The organism is Exiguobacterium sp. RIT452, assembly GCF_003598705.1.
GTDB lineage: Bacteria > Bacillota > Bacilli > Exiguobacteriales > Exiguobacteriaceae > Exiguobacterium_A > Exiguobacterium_A undae.
In genome coordinates this window covers 941,795-960,085 of the sequence record NZ_QXJB01000001.1, presented here as the reverse complement: position 1 = coordinate 960,085, position 18,291 = coordinate 941,795, and the positions used below count along the sequence as shown (strand labels likewise).

At 50.8% G+C, this 18,291-nt stretch carries 20 protein-coding genes; 10 read left to right on the top strand and 10 right to left on the bottom strand.

Annotation, left to right across the window (positions count from 1 at the left end; genetic code table 11):
- The first annotated feature begins 96 nt into the window (after positions 1-96).
- The 6 genes from D3D03_RS05175 to D3D03_RS05150 all read left to right on the top strand — a co-directional run bounded on the left by D3D03_RS05175 (position 97) and on the right by D3D03_RS05150 (position 7,450).
- Positions 97-1,176 carry a C39 family peptidase gene (locus D3D03_RS05175; RefSeq protein WP_119923026.1) on the top strand — a complete coding sequence of 360 codons (1,080 nt, stop codon included), beginning with the start codon at positions 97-99 and terminating at the stop codon, positions 1,174-1,176.
- 175 nt (positions 1,177-1,351) lie between these two features.
- A complete protein-coding gene (locus tag D3D03_RS05170; RefSeq protein ID WP_119923025.1) occupies positions 1,352-3,022 on the top strand; it encodes a DUF2339 domain-containing protein in 1,671 nt (556 codons plus the stop codon).
- Between the two features lie 134 nt (positions 3,023-3,156).
- Complete coding sequence (efeO, locus tag D3D03_RS05165; protein WP_119923024.1) at positions 3,157-3,984, top strand: iron uptake system protein EfeO; 828 nt, start codon at positions 3,157-3,159, stop codon at positions 3,982-3,984.
- A gap of 3 nt (positions 3,985-3,987) precedes the next feature.
- Positions 3,988-5,229, top strand: a complete 1,242-nt coding sequence (gene efeB / locus D3D03_RS05160) for an iron uptake transporter deferrochelatase/peroxidase subunit (RefSeq protein WP_119923023.1) — start codon at positions 3,988-3,990, stop codon at positions 5,227-5,229.
- On the top strand, positions 5,213-6,895 hold the full coding sequence (locus D3D03_RS05155; protein ID WP_119923022.1) for an FTR1 family iron permease: 1,683 nt from the start codon (positions 5,213-5,215) through the stop codon (positions 6,893-6,895). Before efeB ends, D3D03_RS05155 begins: the two co-directional genes overlap by 17 nt.
- A 93-nt stretch (positions 6,896-6,988) precedes the next feature.
- The gene (locus D3D03_RS05150; RefSeq protein ID WP_119923021.1) at positions 6,989-7,450 is read left to right on the top strand and encodes a YflT domain-containing protein; all 462 of its coding nucleotides are present in this window, start codon (positions 6,989-6,991) and stop codon (positions 7,448-7,450) included.
- A 45-nt stretch (positions 7,451-7,495) separates the two neighbouring features.
- Here the strand turns inward: D3D03_RS05150 and D3D03_RS05145 are convergent, their stop codons facing one another.
- Entirely contained in the window at positions 7,496-7,822 is a 327-nt protein-coding gene (locus D3D03_RS05145) for a YolD-like family protein (RefSeq protein ID WP_119923020.1), read from the bottom strand.
- A 196-nt stretch (positions 7,823-8,018) separates the two neighbouring features.
- On the opposite strand from D3D03_RS05145, the gene D3D03_RS05140 reads away from it, so the two are divergent.
- Positions 8,019-8,687 carry a hypothetical protein gene (locus D3D03_RS05140; RefSeq protein ID WP_119923019.1) on the top strand — a complete coding sequence of 223 codons (669 nt, stop codon included), beginning with the start codon at positions 8,019-8,021 and terminating at the stop codon, positions 8,685-8,687.
- Here D3D03_RS05140 and D3D03_RS05135 read toward each other — a convergent pair.
- Positions 8,661-9,521 carry an alpha/beta fold hydrolase gene (locus D3D03_RS05135; protein WP_119923018.1) on the bottom strand — a complete coding sequence of 287 codons (861 nt, stop codon included), beginning with the start codon at positions 9,519-9,521 and terminating at the stop codon, positions 8,661-8,663. The genes D3D03_RS05140 and D3D03_RS05135 overlap by 27 nt on opposite strands.
- 112 nt (positions 9,522-9,633) lie before the next feature.
- On the opposite strand from D3D03_RS05135, the gene D3D03_RS05130 reads away from it, so the two are divergent.
- Positions 9,634-10,638, top strand: coding sequence for a helix-turn-helix transcriptional regulator (locus D3D03_RS05130; protein WP_119923017.1), 1,005 nt, complete (start codon positions 9,634-9,636; stop codon positions 10,636-10,638).
- A gap of 159 nt (positions 10,639-10,797) precedes the next feature.
- Positions 10,798-11,124, top strand: a complete 327-nt coding sequence (locus tag D3D03_RS05125) for a hypothetical protein (RefSeq protein WP_119923016.1) — start codon at positions 10,798-10,800, stop codon at positions 11,122-11,124.
- Between the two features lie 597 nt (positions 11,125-11,721).
- Here D3D03_RS05125 and D3D03_RS05115 read toward each other — a convergent pair.
- Genes D3D03_RS05115 through D3D03_RS05105 form a run of 3 tightly spaced genes read right to left on the bottom strand, consistent with a single transcriptional unit; the run spans position 11,722 to position 14,650 of the window.
- A complete protein-coding gene (locus D3D03_RS05115; RefSeq protein ID WP_119923015.1) occupies positions 11,722-12,696 on the bottom strand; it encodes a hypothetical protein in 975 nt (324 codons plus the stop codon).
- Positions 12,693-13,739, bottom strand: coding sequence for a DUF58 domain-containing protein (locus D3D03_RS05110; protein ID WP_119923014.1), 1,047 nt, complete (start codon positions 13,737-13,739; stop codon positions 12,693-12,695). The genes D3D03_RS05115 and D3D03_RS05110 overlap by 4 nt, the downstream gene beginning before the upstream one ends.
- Before the next feature lie 2 nt (positions 13,740-13,741).
- A complete protein-coding gene (locus tag D3D03_RS05105; protein ID WP_026832871.1) occupies positions 13,742-14,650 on the bottom strand; it encodes an AAA family ATPase in 909 nt (302 codons plus the stop codon).
- 222 nt (positions 14,651-14,872) lie between these two features.
- Between D3D03_RS05105 and D3D03_RS05100 the strand changes: the two genes are divergently transcribed.
- On the top strand, positions 14,873-15,100 hold the full coding sequence (locus tag D3D03_RS05100) for a hypothetical protein (RefSeq protein WP_119923013.1): 228 nt from the start codon (positions 14,873-14,875) through the stop codon (positions 15,098-15,100).
- A gap of 32 nt (positions 15,101-15,132) precedes the next feature.
- Here the strand turns inward: D3D03_RS05100 and D3D03_RS05095 are convergent, their stop codons facing one another.
- The 5 genes from D3D03_RS05095 to D3D03_RS05075 form a co-directional block, all read right to left on the bottom strand.
- Positions 15,133-15,348: a DUF3006 domain-containing protein gene (locus tag D3D03_RS05095; RefSeq protein ID WP_119923012.1), complete on the bottom strand. Its 216-nt coding sequence runs from the start codon at positions 15,346-15,348 to the stop codon at positions 15,133-15,135.
- 21 nt (positions 15,349-15,369) lie between these two features.
- On the bottom strand, positions 15,370-16,233 hold the full coding sequence (locus D3D03_RS05090) for a ComEC/Rec2 family competence protein (protein ID WP_119923103.1): 864 nt from the start codon (positions 16,231-16,233) through the stop codon (positions 15,370-15,372).
- The gene (locus D3D03_RS05085) at positions 16,230-16,748 is read right to left on the bottom strand and encodes a histidine phosphatase family protein (RefSeq protein ID WP_233550646.1); all 519 of its coding nucleotides are present in this window, start codon (positions 16,746-16,748) and stop codon (positions 16,230-16,232) included. Before D3D03_RS05085 ends, D3D03_RS05090 begins: the two co-directional genes overlap by 4 nt.
- 80 nt (positions 16,749-16,828) lie before the next feature.
- Positions 16,829-17,623, bottom strand: coding sequence for a DUF3307 domain-containing protein (locus D3D03_RS05080; protein WP_119923011.1), 795 nt, complete (start codon positions 17,621-17,623; stop codon positions 16,829-16,831).
- Positions 17,620-18,267, bottom strand: a complete 648-nt coding sequence (locus D3D03_RS05075; protein WP_119923010.1) for a hypothetical protein — start codon at positions 18,265-18,267, stop codon at positions 17,620-17,622. The genes D3D03_RS05080 and D3D03_RS05075 overlap by 4 nt, the downstream gene beginning before the upstream one ends.
- Between the last annotated feature and the right edge of the window lie 24 nt (positions 18,268-18,291).

The following is an 18,291-nucleotide window of genomic DNA, read 5'->3' as shown; positions in this document are numbered from 1 at the left end:
GATATCACAATTTTTCAGAATTTTCTTATGGAATGTTGATTAATATTTCAAAAAGATGGGAAAAACTGTGTATATTACATCTAAAGGGGGTTTATCATGAAAAAAATCATTTCGTCCTTCATCATTGCGGGGGTGTTGATCGGCTTGTTTAGTCCGTCGCTCATCGCAGAAGCCGCCACGAAGTTGACCGTCACGACCGATGTGTTGCGTGTTCGTGAAAAGCCGTCGACGACGAGCAAGATTCTCGGAAACATCACGAAAGGTGCCGTCTATACGTCAAATGGCACATCCGGCAGTTGGTACAAGATCACGTATAAATCACGGACCGGTTACATACACAAGGACTATGTCCGAACGTCGACGACCTCGAAATATACGTCGACCGGTGCCCGTTATACGACGGTTGGCACGTTGAACGTCAGAACAGGTCCAAGTACAACGTCTAAAACCGTTACGCAATTGAACAAAGGGGTCAAAGTGGCGTCATACGGCACATCCGGCAGCTGGACCCGTATCTTGTACAACGGCAGCTACCGTTATGTTTCGACACAATACTTGACGAAGACTGCTCCAAGCAGTTCATCGAAACAGTTAAACGTACCGTATTACAATCAGTACTCATTGGGTTATCCATCCGGTTGTGAATTCGTTTCGTTGAAAATGGCACTGGAGTACAAGAAGAAGGCGGTCTCTGCTGCTTCACTGTATAACCAAATGCCAAAAAGCATGAAAAATGCCACATACAAAAACGGGAAATACTACTGGGCGGATCCGGAAAAGATGTTTACGGGAAATCCGGCCGGAACCCTCGATTACTACAAGAACTGGGGCATATATCCAAAAGGCATCTTACCGCTCGCGAAAAAATATCGGAGCGGGGCAGCTGATATTTCAAAGCAAGGGGTCAGCAAGATCGAAAGTGAAATCCGCAGCGGAAATCCGGTCATCGTTTGGGCGACGGTTGATTTTAAAAATCCATATGGTTACTTCTCGTGGATCAAACCGGATGGCAAAACATTTACAGGATACCGCAATTACCATGTCATGCTCGTGACGGGTGTCTCAAGCAGCTCGTTTACGGTGTCCGATCCATACCGTGGAAAATATACGGTCAGCCGGTCACAATTTACATCTGTCTACAATACGACAGGACAATATGCCTTATCTGTCCGTTAATCTGTCTGCCGGTGAAGCTTTCCGCTTCACCGGTTTTTTTATTAGACTCCGTAAGTATGAAGCGATGACCGCGTTACGGATTTTAAAGAAATGGGAATTGATTAAAAGACAAGTAAAATAATTACAACCCCTATGCTTTTATCCAGCAAGTCATCCAGAAAGGACCGGTGAGAAGATGGATGAAACACGTTTGGAACAGCTTGAGCAAGAAGTCGCACAGTTAAAGGCACGATTGGATCGATTGGAACAACAACCGGCGGCAGACGCAGGCATGAAAGGCGAACCGGTTTCTTCTGTCGCCCGTCCAGCCGTCCGTCCGGCGTTCGTCAAAAAGCAACGGACACCTGTCGTTAAGAAGGTCCGGACACGGGACGAATGGGAAAATGTTTTGGCAACGGTCTGGTTACCGCGGATCGGGGCGATTTTTGCGGCAATCGGCGCGATTTTCCTGTTTTCGTACGCTTCCGTGGCCGGTTTGATCAGTCCGGCAGTCCGGATCGGAAGCGGAGTCATCATCGGCTTACTCGTCATGGCACTTGGTGAGTTTCAGTATGAGAAGAAACGGCGGGAGCTCGGTGTCGGGCTTGTCGCAACAGGAACGATTGTTTCCTTGTCCGCGTTATTCGCCGGTATGGCCTTATATGAATTTTATCCGCCGCTGTTGGCCTTTTTACTCGAAATCGTCGTGCTTGCGATTGCCTACGGATTGATGTTGTGGATGCGGTCAACGGCGCTACTGATCCTGGTCTCAGTTACCGGTTTTTTGTTACCGTTCCTTCAATTATCCGATGAACCGGACGTCTTCTTGTTTTTACTGTATGAAGTCCTGTTATTTACGGCAGTATGTATTGCCGTCCTGCGTTTAAAGTCGACGAAAGCCTACCCGGTGGCAGCCGGAATCTTTTTCCTGGCGTTGATTTTCGGCAGTCTCACTGTCAATTTTGAGACACGCCCCTTAATTGATGAAATCACCTTACTCATGGCATCCTTCATGGGCTATCTCGGTCTTGCATACGTCGGGACCAGACTTCCGATCACTTACAATTATCCGAGCTGGATAGCGGGCGGGTTCGTCCTGCTCAGTCTGTCCGTGGTCGATTGGCCGTTTGTTTACGGACTCGCGGTTCTGTTTGCACTACTCGCTTACGTCGTCGCGAATCAAACGAAGGATGCCTGGCAAAATGGTGTCGGTCATATCGCCCTGTTGTTTGCGATCTCGCAATTACCGGTCGACACACTCAGTTTAGGCGATCAGTTCCGGACCGTTCTCTATGCGCTCGTAGTCGTCGGATTGTGGTTCGTCGAGCGGCAGCAAGTACCATATCAGCGATTCTTCGGCATCGCTGTGTACTTGATGCTTACGTTGTATACGATTGGAAACTATGAAGCGTATCGACTGAACGGTCAATCGTATGCCGTATCTGTGATGGGGCTGACCCTCGCGACAGCAGCCTTCATCCTGTTACTCGTCCGGACGCACGGGGAAGCGATTTGGCGGAAGTATTGGCAGGTCGTCTTATTTTTCGCAGCGGTTGGTGTCTTCGTGACCTATACGTTGATTGTGATGGAACTGCCGTTTTATGCGGATCTCGACCAGACGGACCGCAGTACGACCTTATCCGTCGCCTATATCCTGCTCTCCTTTGTTCTGGTGGCGATCGGCCGCTGGCGCGGAACGGCTGCCTGGCGCTTGTCGGGTCTTCTGTTGCTGTCGGTCAGTGCCATTAAACTGTTATTGTTTGATTTGTCATTCTTGTCCTTGATTCAAAAAGCGTTTGTCTTCATCGGATTCGGTATCGTGGCGTTTGTCATTTCACGCACGTACTTCAAAAAGCGTCAATCCTGAACAGTGTTCTTCCTTTTCCGTCAGACGGTCACATCTGGCGGGGAAGGATTTTTTTATGGAAACATATTGATAACGATTATCATTATCGACTATACTGATTGATGAACTTACTTAATTATCAGGGGGAACCATCCATGCGACATACAAAATCACTCACCATCGGACTGTTATCGATGACGACATTATTGGCAGCGTGTACCGAACAACCGGCGGCAACGAAACCAGCAGCGAAGCCGGATCCATTCGAACAAGTCGTCGCCGATTACCGGATTTATGCGATCGCGGAACTCGATCAGTTCACGAAAAAGACGGAAGCGTTCACGACAGCGGTCAAGGAAGGAGACCTCGATCAGGCTAAAGCACTGTATGCGCCGGCCCGGATGCATTATGAGCGGGCAGAACCGATTGCTGAGGTGTTCGGCGACCTTGATCCGAAGATCGATGCCCGTGAAGGGGACGTCAAGGAATCGGAGTGGGGCGGATACCACCGGATCGAACAAGGCTTGTTTGAGAAAGGGACGACGAAAGGATACGAAGACTATGCGACACAATTGATGGAAGACGTTCACCTTCTCCGGGCGAAAGTTGAGACGGTCGACGTCACACCGGAACTGCTCGTCACCGGCGCAACGGATTTATTGAATGAAGTCTCGACTTCCAAAGTGACAGGTGAAGAAGACCGGTATTCCCATACGGATTTATATGACTTCGCGGCGAACGTCCAAGGGGCGGAAAAAATCTATCAGTTGCTCAACCCGGCGTTGAAGAAACAGGACCCGGTCCTGTCAAAAGAGATTGCGGCTCGTTTTGCTGATGTCAATGCCTTACTGGAAGCCAAGAAATCCGGCGACGGATACGTCCTCTATACCGACTTGTCGAAAACGGACGTCAACCAGTTAAGCCAGGTCATCAACGAGTTGGCGGAGCCGCTTTCGAAAATGGGCATCGTATTGGAGGGGTGAGTGATGACACGGACTACGTTAGAAGAAGGAGTCACACGTCGTGACGTGCTGAAGGTCGCCGGATTGACGGGGCTGGGCGCAGCATTGTATGCCAGCGGAATCGAACGGTTGTTGCCGCGTGCCTTGACGGCGCAAGCGACGGATCAGGTTCCGTTTTACGGGACATACCAGGCAGGCATTCTGACCCCTGTGCAAAATCATATTCAATTGGTCGCTTTTGACGTACAGACAGACCGACGGGATGAACTGATTGATCTGTTACGCCGCTGGACACGCGCCTGTGCCCGGTTGGCGGCCGGTCTGTCGCTCGGCGAGTCGGACAGCCAATACGTGCCACCGGAAGATACAGGGGAAGCGGAAGGGCTCTCGGCGAGCCATCTGACGTTTACATTCGGCTGCGGTGCCAGCTTATTTGCCGGGGACCGTTTCGGAATCGCCCATAAACGTCCGGCGGCGTTACGTGACTTGCCGACCTTTGACTTGGATCAGTTGGATGACAAGTGGTCCGGCGGAGACTTGATTGTTCAGATTTGCGCCGATGATCAGCAGGTCGTCTTTCATGCCTTACGGAACTTGACCCGGATTGGACGCGGAGTTGTCAAAATCCGCTGGACGCAAGCCGGTTTTCAGCGGTCGAAAGCGGCGGATGCGACTGGCGGAACGCCGCGGAATTTGTTTGGTTTCAAAGACGGGACCGGTAATCCGGATCTGACGAAAAACAAAGTCCGAAACAAGCATCTGTTTTACCAGTGGCAGGATGGTTCCCCTTGGCTGACAAACGGAACGTTTCTGGTCGTTCGACGGATTCAGATGCATCTCGAGGTCTGGGACCGGACGATTTTAAAGGAGCAGGAACGGACTTTTGGACGAGAGCGGGCGTCCGGTGCGCCACTGGGTTCAACCAACGAGTTCGCCTCTGTCACACCGGACCAACGGACGTTACACGGAGAAACACAACTGCCGGCGGATTCGCACACGGCAGTGGCACACGGGACAGGCAAGGAACAGCTGCTACGCCGCTCCTATTCGTATCAAGCCGGGGTCAATGAAACGACCGGCGCTCTAGATGCCGGATTGTTGTTCGTTTCGTTCCAACGCTCACCGGATCAGTTCATCACGATTCAAAAACGACTGGCGGCGTCCGACCGGCTAAATGAATACATCACCCACCGCGGCAGTGCCTTGTTTGCTTGTTTTGGCGGGATTCAAAAAGGAGGGTACATCGGCGATGCGTTATTTGCTTAACTTTCTGATCGTCCTGTTGTGTCTGTTCGGAACGATGCCGCTTGTTCAGGCAGATTCGCAGACCGACGCCTTATATGTATCGATCGGACAAGCAATTGCCGCTGTTCAGGCAAACGACCGGCCGGCGCTTGAGACGTCGATTGTTCGGCTTGCGCAACAAGTCGAGCAGCTCAAAACATCGGATGAGAAAGCGGTGATCCAAAAGGAACTGACGCGTTTACAGGATCAACAGGATGAGCCGTTTTCCAAAATCAGTCCTGTCTTGACCCGGCTGTCGACAGCTGTCCGTGCCTTGGAAAAAACAGCAACGAAGACGGATCCGGCAGCGAAACAACGTCTCAACGCATTATTTTTGCAGACCGACCAACTGCGTGAAGCAAAAACAGCCGCCGAACGGCAACGGCTCCAGTCGCAACTGCTCGCAGCATGGACCGATCGGGAGACAATTGTCCGGGAAACGAGTATCGGACATTACGGACAAGTCGAGATGGGACTGTCCGCCATTCGGATTGCACTTGCGCGTGAACCGTTTGACGAAATCGAATTCCGCAGCGCGCTTGATCAATTTGATCAAAGCATCCAGTCGTTTCTCGACGGGGATGCCGTCAAGGACGTCGAAAAGACGGGACTGCCGGCATTAACGACCTTACTGGAGCAGGCGGACCGGTCACTTGAACAAGGTGACATCAAGGCGGCGAAACAGTCGTTGACGACCTTCATCACACGTTGGCCTAGCGGGGAAGGGGAAGTCCGGACACGCAGCAGCGCGCTCTATACAACAATTGAATCGGACATCCCGGTCTTATTGTCACGCGTCAGTGCAGAGACACGCGTCTCCACTCAGGACGAACTCCGTCCAATCATCGCTTCATTACAAGTGTTGGAGCAAAAGACGACCTATACGTTCGTCGACGCGATGCTCGTCATGTTACGCGAAGGACTGGAAGCTTTGTTGATCATCAGTGCCCTCGTTGCCTTTACCCGAAAAGCAGGCATCAAGGGGGAACGGTTGATTTGGAGCGGAGCGGTCGTCGGATTACTTGCCAGTGGCGGTCTTGCGCTCCTGATTCAATCGTTTTTTTCAACGGCACTCGCCGGTGTCGGACGGGAGCAGATTGAGGGATGGACCGGTCTTGTTGCCGTCTTGATGATGTTAGTCGTCGGTTCATGGCTGCATTCGAAGACGGTCCTGACGTCCCGGAAAGGACAACTCGCGATAGCGTTTGTCGGACGTTCGTTGTTTGCCGTCAGTTTCCTGACGATTTTCCGGGAAGGGGCGGAGACTCTGCTGTTTTATGCGGGGATGGCTCCTGCGATGACACCGCTCGCTTTGACGAGCGGCATTTTACTCGCGATCGGTCTGATCACTGTCGTGTCGGTCGCCGTGATTTATTTCGGCGTCCGTCTGCCGATTAACCGTCTGTTTTTGGCAGCGACGATCTTGATTTACGTCATGGCCTTTAAAATACTCGGTGCCAGCTTGCATGCTCTGCAATTGACGGGCAGTGTGCCGATGCATGTTCTCGCGTCCGTTCCGTCCGTGCCCTGGCTCGGGTTTTACCCGACGTATGAGACAATCCTCCCGCAGGCGGCCCTCGGTCTGTTTATTGTTGTGACGGTAGTTTGGAAACGGCAGTCGGCCGTGCGGTTACGACAAGCCGGTTAACTCATTTTTCGATTCATGTTTTATTCATTATGTTTCGGGAATAACTTTATATCGAGAGTAGATTGTTCGCTCGCATGAAGGAGAGGAAACAACATGATTGAAACACGAATCGTCCGTAACATGACAGCCGTTGACGCAGAAGTGACAAGTCTGAAATCAAGCGGTTATTCGAATAAACAAATTTACATTTTTGCAAAAGACGAAGAGTTGGCAGAACGCATTGCAAGTGATACGCAGACACTCGCTTATCGGGTGACTAAAAAATCATTTTTCGAGACGCTGATGTCAACGGTCCGCAGCAACCGAAAAGACCGGATTGCCCAGTTATCGGAACTTGGAATGACGAAGGATGTCGCCGAAGATCTTGAGGATGAAGTCCGTCACGGTCGGATTGTCATCGTCGGGTCCAAGTCTGATTTGCTCAATCCAGCGTTTGCTGCATCCTACGTCGTGGATGAAGCGACAGATTACGGCGCAGGTGTCCCGAAACTGGAAGAGGAAGAGACGACAACAACTCTTCCGGCTGACCAGAACGTGAAACTAAAGGACGAATAAATTTCGTCAACTAAAAAAGGAGGACGCTGACAGCGTCTTCCTTTTTTAAGTGGATTCCCGTATATCAAGCAGACTGTCAAAAGCAATCCGGCGGTATAATCCTGTCGAGGTTTTAAGTTCAATTAAACCGCGGGCATGAAACAGGGTGGTGACTGAGCCGGTTAAGGCGGTCGCATTTCCATGCTGTAAGTAATCAATCGTCATCGTTTGACCAGTTCGAATCGCGTCTTCTAACATCCGCTGAAAAACAATCTTCGTTTGTGCCGTCGGTAAAACAGGATGCGTTTTGTACAAGTGTTCCAACTGCAGAATATGATTCCGGGTCGTACGTTGTCGCCACTTCCGCTCCGTTCGTTTTTTGGACTGTAACACGTCGCTCCACCTCCGATTGAATCGTTTGAATGTAGATGAACCACTGCATCAAAATATTCCCTGTTTATTTTGGAAATAAACACCGTTTACAGAGAAGCCGCTCCGATTGTCAGGTTGTTGGTCAGCAACTGGTTTTGAATACTCGATTTGCGGAAAAAGACTAGGAGTACGCCAGGAACAGAGGAGGAAATGTCTGATGGAACGCAGTACGTTAATCGCACTCGAAAAACACATATACGCCATTCATCTCGAATTGGATGGCCTTGCACGCTTGATCACCAAACAATTGTTACATCTCAGTCAAGTAGCAGGCTCGGTCGAACATTTTCGACGGATGAGTTTTGATCTCTACAAAAAGCGGGAAACACTGGACCGGATCGCACCACAGGTCTTGTACGAGACGGCGCTTGATTATGAAGATTTTTTGGAAGAAGAGTTTGATGATGTCCCTGCTTCATGGGCACTGTCCACAGACGAAGCTGAGGCGCTGGACCAATTATGGTGGTTCGAGTTTTTCCGGATTCAAGCCGAGATGGAAGACTGGCTGAGCTTGTACTTGATCCGGCGGATTCGGGAGGACATCCGTTACGTCCCTCCGGTCATCGAAAAAAATGCCTACGCACTCTCCGACGACGCCCGGCATGTCTTCTGGCGTCTGTTGCAACGGTCGGTCGCCAAACCGTCCTCGAAAATCAAGGCCAATCAACTTTCCTGCCGGATGGGAATTACAGAAATCGCCCGTTATGCCCGCTTTAACCTGGAGCGGACGCAGCTCGCGATCGAAGAGCTGACGGCACGGGGCATCATCTCGATCGAAGAAGACGATGAAAAATTGAAGTTACGTGTCCGCCTTCAAGTGATTTAAGCCGATGAACCGTTCAATCATCCGTTCGTCGTGACGGGCGGAAGGGCCAATCCAGATGAGATGACCCGGACTCTTCGATTCAATGAACTGGGCATGGGGAATGGCGCGTCGTGCATACAGCGCATGTTCAAACGGAACCGCCCGGTCTGCCTTCGAATGGACGATCAAGACCGGGCATGTGATGTCACGTAACGTCTGGCGCTCAATCTGTTGGGTCAAGTCAAACAGGACACCCCGTCCCGGACCATTCTGAAGACCGACTTGATAAAGCAGCTTCTCGTCGGCCCCGTTTAATTGGAGCCGGATGTCTTCCCGTTGCAAGAGACTGGTCATCTCGACCATCCGAACAGAGGCCTCTTGCGGGAATTTGACCAACTTGTCTTTGACGTAGTGCCACAACAGCTGTTGGATGAGTTGTAAAGGACGTTGTAACAACGGTTGAATGAGCCACGCCTGATAGGGTAAGGAGATTTGGTGCGTCATCGCGCAGGCCAGGACAAGAGAACGTACGGCGGGATTGTTGCTTGCGAGCGCCAGAGCAGTCGGTCCGCCGGCCGAGATGCCGTAGACGGTATATTGTGTAATGTGGCGTGACGCCATCCAGCCTTGATAAAAGGCTGCCAGTTCTACCGGAGACGCCGCCAATTGGAGCGGCGTTTTTCCATATCCGGGACGAGACGGGACGATTACCCGATACCCCGCTTCGATCAATCGTTCGACATGATATACTTCCCGGTAATCGGACTGGGTCCCGTGAATCAACAGGACAACCGGACCGGTTCCGCTGTCCCGATAATCAAATTGTTGGTCGTTCCAATCGGCGATATGCTGCATCCAAATTCTCCTATCTCTTAAATTTTTCCAAATTATTGTTAATCTTCTTTCCTAATTAAGGTATAATCCAATTATAATCAAACATCTTACAGATAGGAAATGAGGATGCCCTGTGCCTAATGAAAAATTATCCAATCGTGACCGGTTATTAGCGGTCCGTGACATTTTTGAACAATATTCGGATGAAGAAAAAACGTTGACGTTGGAAGAATTGAGTACGGAACTGTCGAAGCGGGGACTGATCGAAAAACTGTCCCGTAAGTCGCTGAAGGAAGACATTGCGGCGCTGGCCAAATCCGGCTTTGACATCGTCGCCGAGGAAACCAAAAACGGATTGGCGATTCCATACCATCTTGTCAGTCGTCCGTTTGAGTACCATCACCTGCGCCTGTTGGTTGATGCAATCGCCAGTGCGAAGTTCATCTCCGAGAGCGAAACGCAGATTCTTGTTCGTAACATCCATTCCTTGACGAGCAAACGACTGGCGGAAACACTGAATCCGGTCATCCATACCGTTAAGAAACCAAAAGGCGTCATCCCGTTTTCGATCGACACCATCCAAAAAGCAATCATTGATCAGGATATCATCCGCTTTCAGTACCAAGGGAAGTTCAACGAGCGGACACGGAAGTTCGAATTGCGTAAAGACGGTGATTATTACTTCGTGACACCGGCGCACCTGATCGTCGACAACGGCAATTATTATTTAATCGGTCGGGATGAACGGGTTGAACAAATCCGGACTTACCGCGTCGACCGGATCGTCAACTGCAGTGTCTTTGAACCCGCCCAGACACCGGTGCATGTCGAATCGACTTATCTGAGCAACATGTTTAATATGTATGGAGGGGAAAATGAACAGTTGACCTTGAAGTTCCATGAAAGTGTCATGCCGACGGTCGTTGATCGTTTTGGAACGGACATTCGTTGCCGTCGCATCGAGGACGATTGGTTTGAAGTCAAGGTCAGTGCCTTATTCTCCCAAGGATTCATGATGTGGTTGATTCAATTCGCGGAGCAGGCTGAAATTCTGGAACCGGTCGAATGCCGAGAAGCCTTTAAGGTAAAAGTGACTGAACTGGCGAAAGTGTATCAAACACGGTCCATCGCGCATTAAATCGAGTGGGAACGGATTCAACAGGAAAGAGACTGTCATCTGACAAAACAGATGCCGGTCTTTTTTGTCGTTTTTTGTCGTATATTCATATTTGAATATTTTTAGCCGTTTTTTCCGACTACCATTAAGGATATCTTATCTTTTCGTAGGAGGGACCGCATGCAACACATGGAAAAACCACGGATGGGAAGCTTTATTGCTGGGGTATCGTACCTCCTCTTTATTTGCTTGTCCTATACGACATGGTACTTATTATCAATTTTTGCGTTTAATCTCATCTTCAGTTCCGAATTACTCCTGTCAATGGACTTGGTAGTGTTTGGTTTCAGTCCTTTGTTTGCACTGGGAATCACGATGTTCTCCTTGAGCGTGCTGAAGCGTCACGGTCAACCGAAATTTGCGCCGTACATATTGGTTGTCTATAGTGTCGCGACTAGCGTCTTGATTTATTATTCTGTCATCTACTCGATTTTACCGCGCATCTAACGAGGCTTGCATGGGCTTGTCATTTGGAATATGCTACGTGTATAGCATTCATTTGAGGAGGGGATACGATGAATACACAGTATATCCTAGACTGGATGCCGCTTGTTCTTCCAGTCGCTGCCATCGTCTTTATTGTCATCATTGCGCGTAAAGCATCGAAGATCGATGCAGATAAATAAAAGACTCTTCTTCGGAGTTGTTTCAGGCTGAAGAAAAGGTGCACTCTCTCTTAACAGAAGGAGGGCACTTTTTTTATTTGTCTCAACGCCGTACTGGAATCAGTAGCGCGTCGCTACAAGTGTCTTCTTGATGCCAGATACACCATATAAAAGACCCGAATGCCTGAAAGGGATTATCCTCTCAGACGTTTGGGTCTTTTGGTTAATCGAGTTGTTTCGTCGGGGCCAAGACGATTTCCCGGATGTTCACATGTTGCGGTTGCTCGAAGGCGAACAGGACCGTATCGGCGACGACTTGCGGATCCAGCATTCCAATCCTCGACGCGATTTGCGACTGGGGTCTTGCGACAACACCACGGAATCAATTGATGCGTACTTTATGCGACGAAGCCCCTGCTCGATGAGCAAGGGCTTTTTGTCAGCGTTCGATTTGTTCCCGTACTAACCGGCGGAAGGTCTGAATATCATAAGCCGGTTCACTCGGACTGAACTCGATCCCGTCAATCAGACGGGCGTTGTGCAACGCATCAGGGAACTCGATGCGCGACAACCACTCAAACGTCGTCTCCTCATGACGCCGCGGGAAGGCTTGTTCGAGTTGTGATGCAATCTTTAACAGCGGATGATGACTGTGACGCTTTGGAGCACGCGCACGCGTCTGTTTTGGACGTTGGACGGTTTGTTCCATCTCGATGTGTACGACTTGGCGTTTCCGGATGACGTACAGCGTGACAGCGACGAGGATTACCGTCACGATGACGAGCACGACCCAGATCCAATTGGATGTACCGGCGTCGACTGTCGAGCGTCCGACGTTTTGAACACCTTTGATGTTTTCTAGACCCATCGCTTTGTTCGTCATCTGATCGGCCTCTCGTCCGATCGGTTCCGTCCAGAGAAAAAGTGACCCGAATGCTTCGAATATCGGACGAATCCAGCTGGTGACGGAACCGAACAACGCTTCCTTCATGAAGCGGAACATCCCTGCGAGAATTAGCCCTCCGCCCAGCATCAGAGCAATCGTTGGGAAGATCCTCCGCCATTCCGTCATGTACGTGACGACGAATGGATAGGCGACGACAAGGAATGAAAGCAACAGGGCGCCCGGCGGCGGCATCATTCCGGGGAAGAGAATCACCATGACACCAATGACGAGGGCACTCACCGCATAGCGCCATACAGACTCGACCGTATCAAGAAACGCTGTCCACGTGACGAAGACGAGCGCCAGGACACTTGCGGCCGGAGAAAGAAAGAACAACAGTCCAGCTGCGAGTAACTGGAGACCAATCCGCAACGGACGATGCGGCACGAACGCAAGAGCCGGAAAGGCGAGAGCTGCATACAGCGGAACCGGTAATAAACTCGCAAGGAATATCCACCAGAGAATCATGCGCTCACCCCTTTCTGTCGATGACCGAGATGAATCTCAGCCGTCGTCGACGGAACGCTGCGCTGCAATCGTTTCGTGAAATAGCGCCGTTCAAGCGGTAAATCGTATTCCGAAATCCGTGCCAGACATTCCATCGTTCGCAGGAATTGATGTTTTCCTGTACCGGACGGAACATGGTACCACTGACCGGATCGATTGACCATCGAGATCCAGAGACTGTAAGAAGCCCCTTGTTTCTCGAGCTCGCGGATGATCGTCGCGGCTCTGGACAGCAGCTTCTCGAAGTCGGAGCGAAGCGCGAGCCCGTCTGCTGACAGTCCATCAACGATCACGGCATAATCATGGTTTCGCTTCCGGTCATATTGATAGGAGTAGAGTTCGTTCGTCTTCGCGTAAGCGGACCAATAGATGGATTTCGCATCCCCGGAGTAGGGAACGACGGAGTGAAAGCTTGACCGGTCCGTAAATGGACTTGATCGATCAATCGTCTCACCAGGAATCATCTGCTCGTTCCATTCGACGGAAGCGGGGGCAAAATCAGGAAAGACATGCCCGAGTTCCTGAATGTCTTGTGTCACATAGACCGTCATCAGATGAAACGGGTCTGAAATCATGACGTCAAACGATTGGATGCGGATCGTTCCTCGGTGGGCAGCGAGGACATCAATTGAAAACGGGACAACCGACTGTTTCCCGACATACAAGTGTTGACGCCAAAATTGACTGCTTGCTTCCGCAATCTGAATCTGATCCCCAAGCAAACCGGAAACTGTGATTCGCCCGAGCGGCAACTTCGTCGCATTCGTCAATTCGAAGGGAATCTGGATTTCTTCATCCCGGAAAGCGCGGACGGTCTCAAGAAGGCGAACTTGAATCCGCTTTGCCAGATATTCGAGGTAAAGCGGCATCAACCAGCCGTATAACGTATAGGCAAGCAATATGGCCGCAATCCAGACGGAACCATATAACCCGATGATTAATCCAGTTGCCCCCGTCAACACTAGGATGACCATATGAAAGGATTTTGGTGTGATCAATTGCATGCTTACACCTCAGTCGGTACAGTCAGCGAATCGAGTACCTGCTGGACGAGTCGTTCGTTCGACAGCTTCAGCGTCGCTTCAAGCGTCAGGACGAGTCGGTGGGCAAGCAGCGGGGCAGCGAGATGCTTCACGTCCTCTGGTGTGACGTATGTCCGCTCCTGCATCCATGCACGCGCTTTTGCTGCTTTCAAGAGAGCGAGCGTCGCCCGGGGACTTGGCCCAATCTCAACGTCACGATGGGCACGGAGGGCATCACAGACGTCGAGTAAGTAATTTTCAACGCTGTCCTCGATTGAGACGGCGACGACCTCTTCCTTCCAGTCATTGAGTTGCTCGAGCGGGACTTGAAGTTCGGTTGCTGTGAGATGGGCGCCCCGTAATAACGCTTTTTCCGCCTGACGCGTAAGGGGAGCAAACGAGAGCTTAAACAAGAAGCGGTCAAGCTGGGCGTGCGGCAATGGAAATGTTCCTTGTCCGTCAAACGGGTTCTGTGTCGCAATCACAAGAAAGTGTTGCGGTAACGTATAGGATGTATCCCCAATCGTTACTTGGGCTTCAGCCATCGCTTCGAGTAACGCCGATTGTGTCCGCGGTGTCGTCCGGTTGATCTCATCGACGAGGACGATGTTCGCAAAAAGAGGACCGAATCGTTGTTCGAACGAGCCCGTGAGCGGATTGAACAGTTCCATTCCAAGCAGATCGGTCGGTAACGTATCCGCCGTACATTGGACACGCGAGAATTTCGCTTCAAGTGTCTGTGCAAGTGCCTTGGCCAGTGTCGTTTTCCCTGTTCCCGGACGATCTTCGAGCAGAATATGTCCTTCAGCAAGCAAACCCATCAACAAATGGTCAATCACATCGTCCTGACCTAAGACAGATTGTTTAAGTGATGTACGTAATGTTTGAAACATGGATGATTCCCCCTTTAAGATGCATCGTATTTCTAAAGTGTACGAAAATTCAGAAAAAACCGCCAGTGGTTTTCCCGAAACCGCCCTAAAGAATACGTCTATTTTCTATACTACCATTTTCATCCAAAAGTTTCGTGGAATATCAAAAAAATTGAAACAGGATAATAAAGTCACTTAGCGAATACAGTAAATACAGCTTGTCATGAAAGGGAGGGTGGAAAGATGAAACACCATTCGACAGAACCGAAAAACGCTCAGGTTGAACAACATGATGTTGCTCACAGTCCACTCGATGAGTATCAACGCGCCGTCGCTGGGGGACCACCCAACCGTCGTCCCTTTGCAGCGATTCGTCGACTACCGATTGGATTACGACTGGTTTCTTATACGCTAGGTTCCCTGTTCACGGTTGGAATCATCGCCGGACTACTCATCAGTCTACTAAACTAAAAAAACTCCCTCAGTGTCCTGAGGAAGTCGCTTCATTCTTCAAAAAGATCATCCATCAACGCGGTGATCTCTTTTTTGCGTGCATTCGTCTCGTCGCGTAAGATGCGGATCGAACGACCGGTCCAATCGAGTCGATCGCCAATCGTTGCCTGACGCGGCAAGCGACTTTTCGGCAACGTGATCGTCTCACGTTCGTCTGTCTCGCAAATCGCTAAATCGTCTTCAAAATCCGATAGAGTGAGCCGCATCTGTTTCACCTCCGCGTTCGATTATTCCGGCCGTAAATCGGTCCGGTTCGATTCCTTAATGCCATTACCGGTTGAGATATACTGGATCGTTCCGTTTTTGTCTGTTCGATCAACCGTAATCCGTTCCGTCTTCAATTCTTGTAAGACAGATGGGCGTGGATGACGGTAGGCGTTGTCCTTGCCAGCTGAGATCAATGCCCGCTTCGGATCGACGGCTTGTAAGAAGGGCAGGGAGGACGATGTTTCCGCTCCGTGATGTCCAAGCTTCAGGACATCGGCACTTAGATCCTCATTTGATTCCAGAAGTTGTTGCTCGGTCCGGATCGGTGCGTCGCCCATGAAGAGAAAACGATCCTGTCCGTTCTCGACCCGGAGAACAGCGCTCCAGCTGTTGAGATCCTGTGTGCCGTCGGTGACGGGTGCAAGAAAGGTGAAACGTGCGGCCTCACTTGGAATCGTTAGACCGGCTTTGACCGGCTTGATGGTCACGCCTTCTCGTTTGACGGCAAGCAGAAAGTCGCGGTACGTCTCCGTCGTATGGGTGACGCGCGGCGCGTAGACACTGTCAACCTCAAAGGCATCGAGCACGGTATCAAGCCCTCCGATATGATCGGCGTCCGGATGCGTCGCGACGACCGCGGTCAATCGTTTCACACCGAGCTGTTGCAGGTAGCGGACAACATCGTCTCCTTTGCCGTTGTTCCCGCCATCGATCAGGATCGCGTCATCTTTCGTCCGGATGAACGTACTGTCCCCTTGACCGACATCAAAGCCGTAGACCTCCATCTGGCCTGCCGTCGGGGCAGGGGGCGACTCTTCATTCCGTGTCGTATAGAAGATGACAATCAGGCAGAGAGCAAGTAAAAGGGTCGATCCCCATTTCAACATGTCGGTTGCTCTTTTTCGAACAGATACAATATGCCGTTACGCGGATGACCGAACCGTGGTCCGCGATAACCGCGACGCTTCAAGGCAGCGCGCATCAGAATCATCATTCCGCCGTGCCCAACGAGTAAGACCCGTTCATCGTCTTCGAACATCAATTGATTCAAAAGAACCTCGATTCGTTCGTTTGCATCCTTGATCTCGGCTTGAATCCGTTTACTAAACGGTGCCGCAATACGTCCAAGCACCGCCCAACCCAGGAATGGAAGTCGCAGATTCGACCGAATCGCCGGAAACGGCACTTCCCGTAATAGATCGGTTACGATAATCTCTTTGTCATAAACGCTCCGTGCCGTCTGGACAGCCCGCGGCATGCTGCTGGCATAACAGACGGTCCAGTCGATCTGACCGAGCTCTACAGGCTGGATATCGATGTCTGACGTATCGTAACGTTCAATCCACTTTTCAATGTCACTGGCGCTGATCCAGCCTTTCGTCGGGTATCCTTCCGTCACCCGATGATGTCTCACTAATCCGATTTTTTTCATGGTTCATGCGACGGTCTTGACCGTCTCCCTCACTTTCATTCATCGTTTTACAATGCGGCTCGGATGGCGAGTCCGCATAAAATTGCTCCTAAAATACTGAGCAAGCTCCCGATGATGTAATATTCCGCAAAGCGGCGATCTTCAAACTGTTTAAAACGGGCAAGTGCCTTCAAGGCGATGACGAATCCGATTGCCCCGGTGGCGTTCGTGACGACGAGCAGGGTGATGATCGCCCGTTCGACGAGACCGATATATCGTCCGATGCCGTTCAGTTCCGTCGTATAACTGCGGGCAGAATCTTCGACTTCATGCGTAACGGTCCGTGAGACCCCATCGAGTTGCTCTTTACGTGTCACTTTCCGTTCAAAATGCGCTTCGATCAACCTTGGGGCAAACGGGGCGAGCATCAAAGCGATTCCATGTCCGAGTAACTCTGTCGTCACTAAACTAAAGCAAAGGATCCAAAGTACTTGCTCCGGCCGTGAGAAGGTCAACGACCAGTCGAGTGGCACGAAAATCCAGGTCAAGGCGATGATCGCACCGATATGTAAGGCTTGATCAATCCAGTAGGCAGGCGCTTGCTGGACGCGGCGCTTGAGCGGGGAGGCATCGAGTAGGGCGTGAAACAAAAGGATACTCCCTCCAAGCAATCCGGCGACCTCTACCGGCAGCGTACCTCGCAAGACAAAAAACGTTAATACAAACAGCATGAGAATGCCGTGGACGGCGATGTGACGGAATAAAATCCGTCGGTTCCGGTGTTTATGCGTTGCCATTCGTTTCGTTTGCAACGGAAAATCGGCCAGGAGATGGATGAACAAAAGGCTCAGTAAGACGGTCACCGAATCGCCTCCCAAACTTGGAATTGTTCCAGTGCCTGCGTCAATGCTGCTTCGAGGCGCTTCCGTTGTTTGCGTTGCGAGCGGGAGACGAGTTTTGCGACATTTGCCCGGGCATCCTGTTCCTTGAATCCCATCCGGCGCCCGATTTCTTCATACGTATCATCCGGATATTGATCCATCAATTGATGAAGTTCGATTTGCCGGTCCGTCTTCCCGAAATACGCCGGATAAAGCATCTCGAAATAACCGTTCAGCAGGGCGGTCGGCAGATAAGGGGGACCAGCAAAGGCAATCCGTGACGGAAGCGTCTTTGCCTGCTCCTGCGCCTCGAAGGCATGGATGATCGCACTTCCATTTGCTTCTTCTGCCTTTATTGTCGACATTGTCTCATATTGACCGAAGCCGATACCGATATATCCTGTCAGCTCCTGATTCAATAACTTCAGGATGACCGGATAACTGACCGGATAATCTGCGAATACAGCCAATAAGCTGTCACCGGATTTAATCTGGAAAGGCACGATACTTGTTGGAAATGCCGTGTTCAGATCGTCTGCCAGTGTCCGGAGCGTCTGCAATAAGGCTTCTTTGCTCGAATAATCGCGGGAGCCTTTGACATCAAACGATAAGGCAACAGCTTGCATAACATGTCCTCCTGTCTATATGTT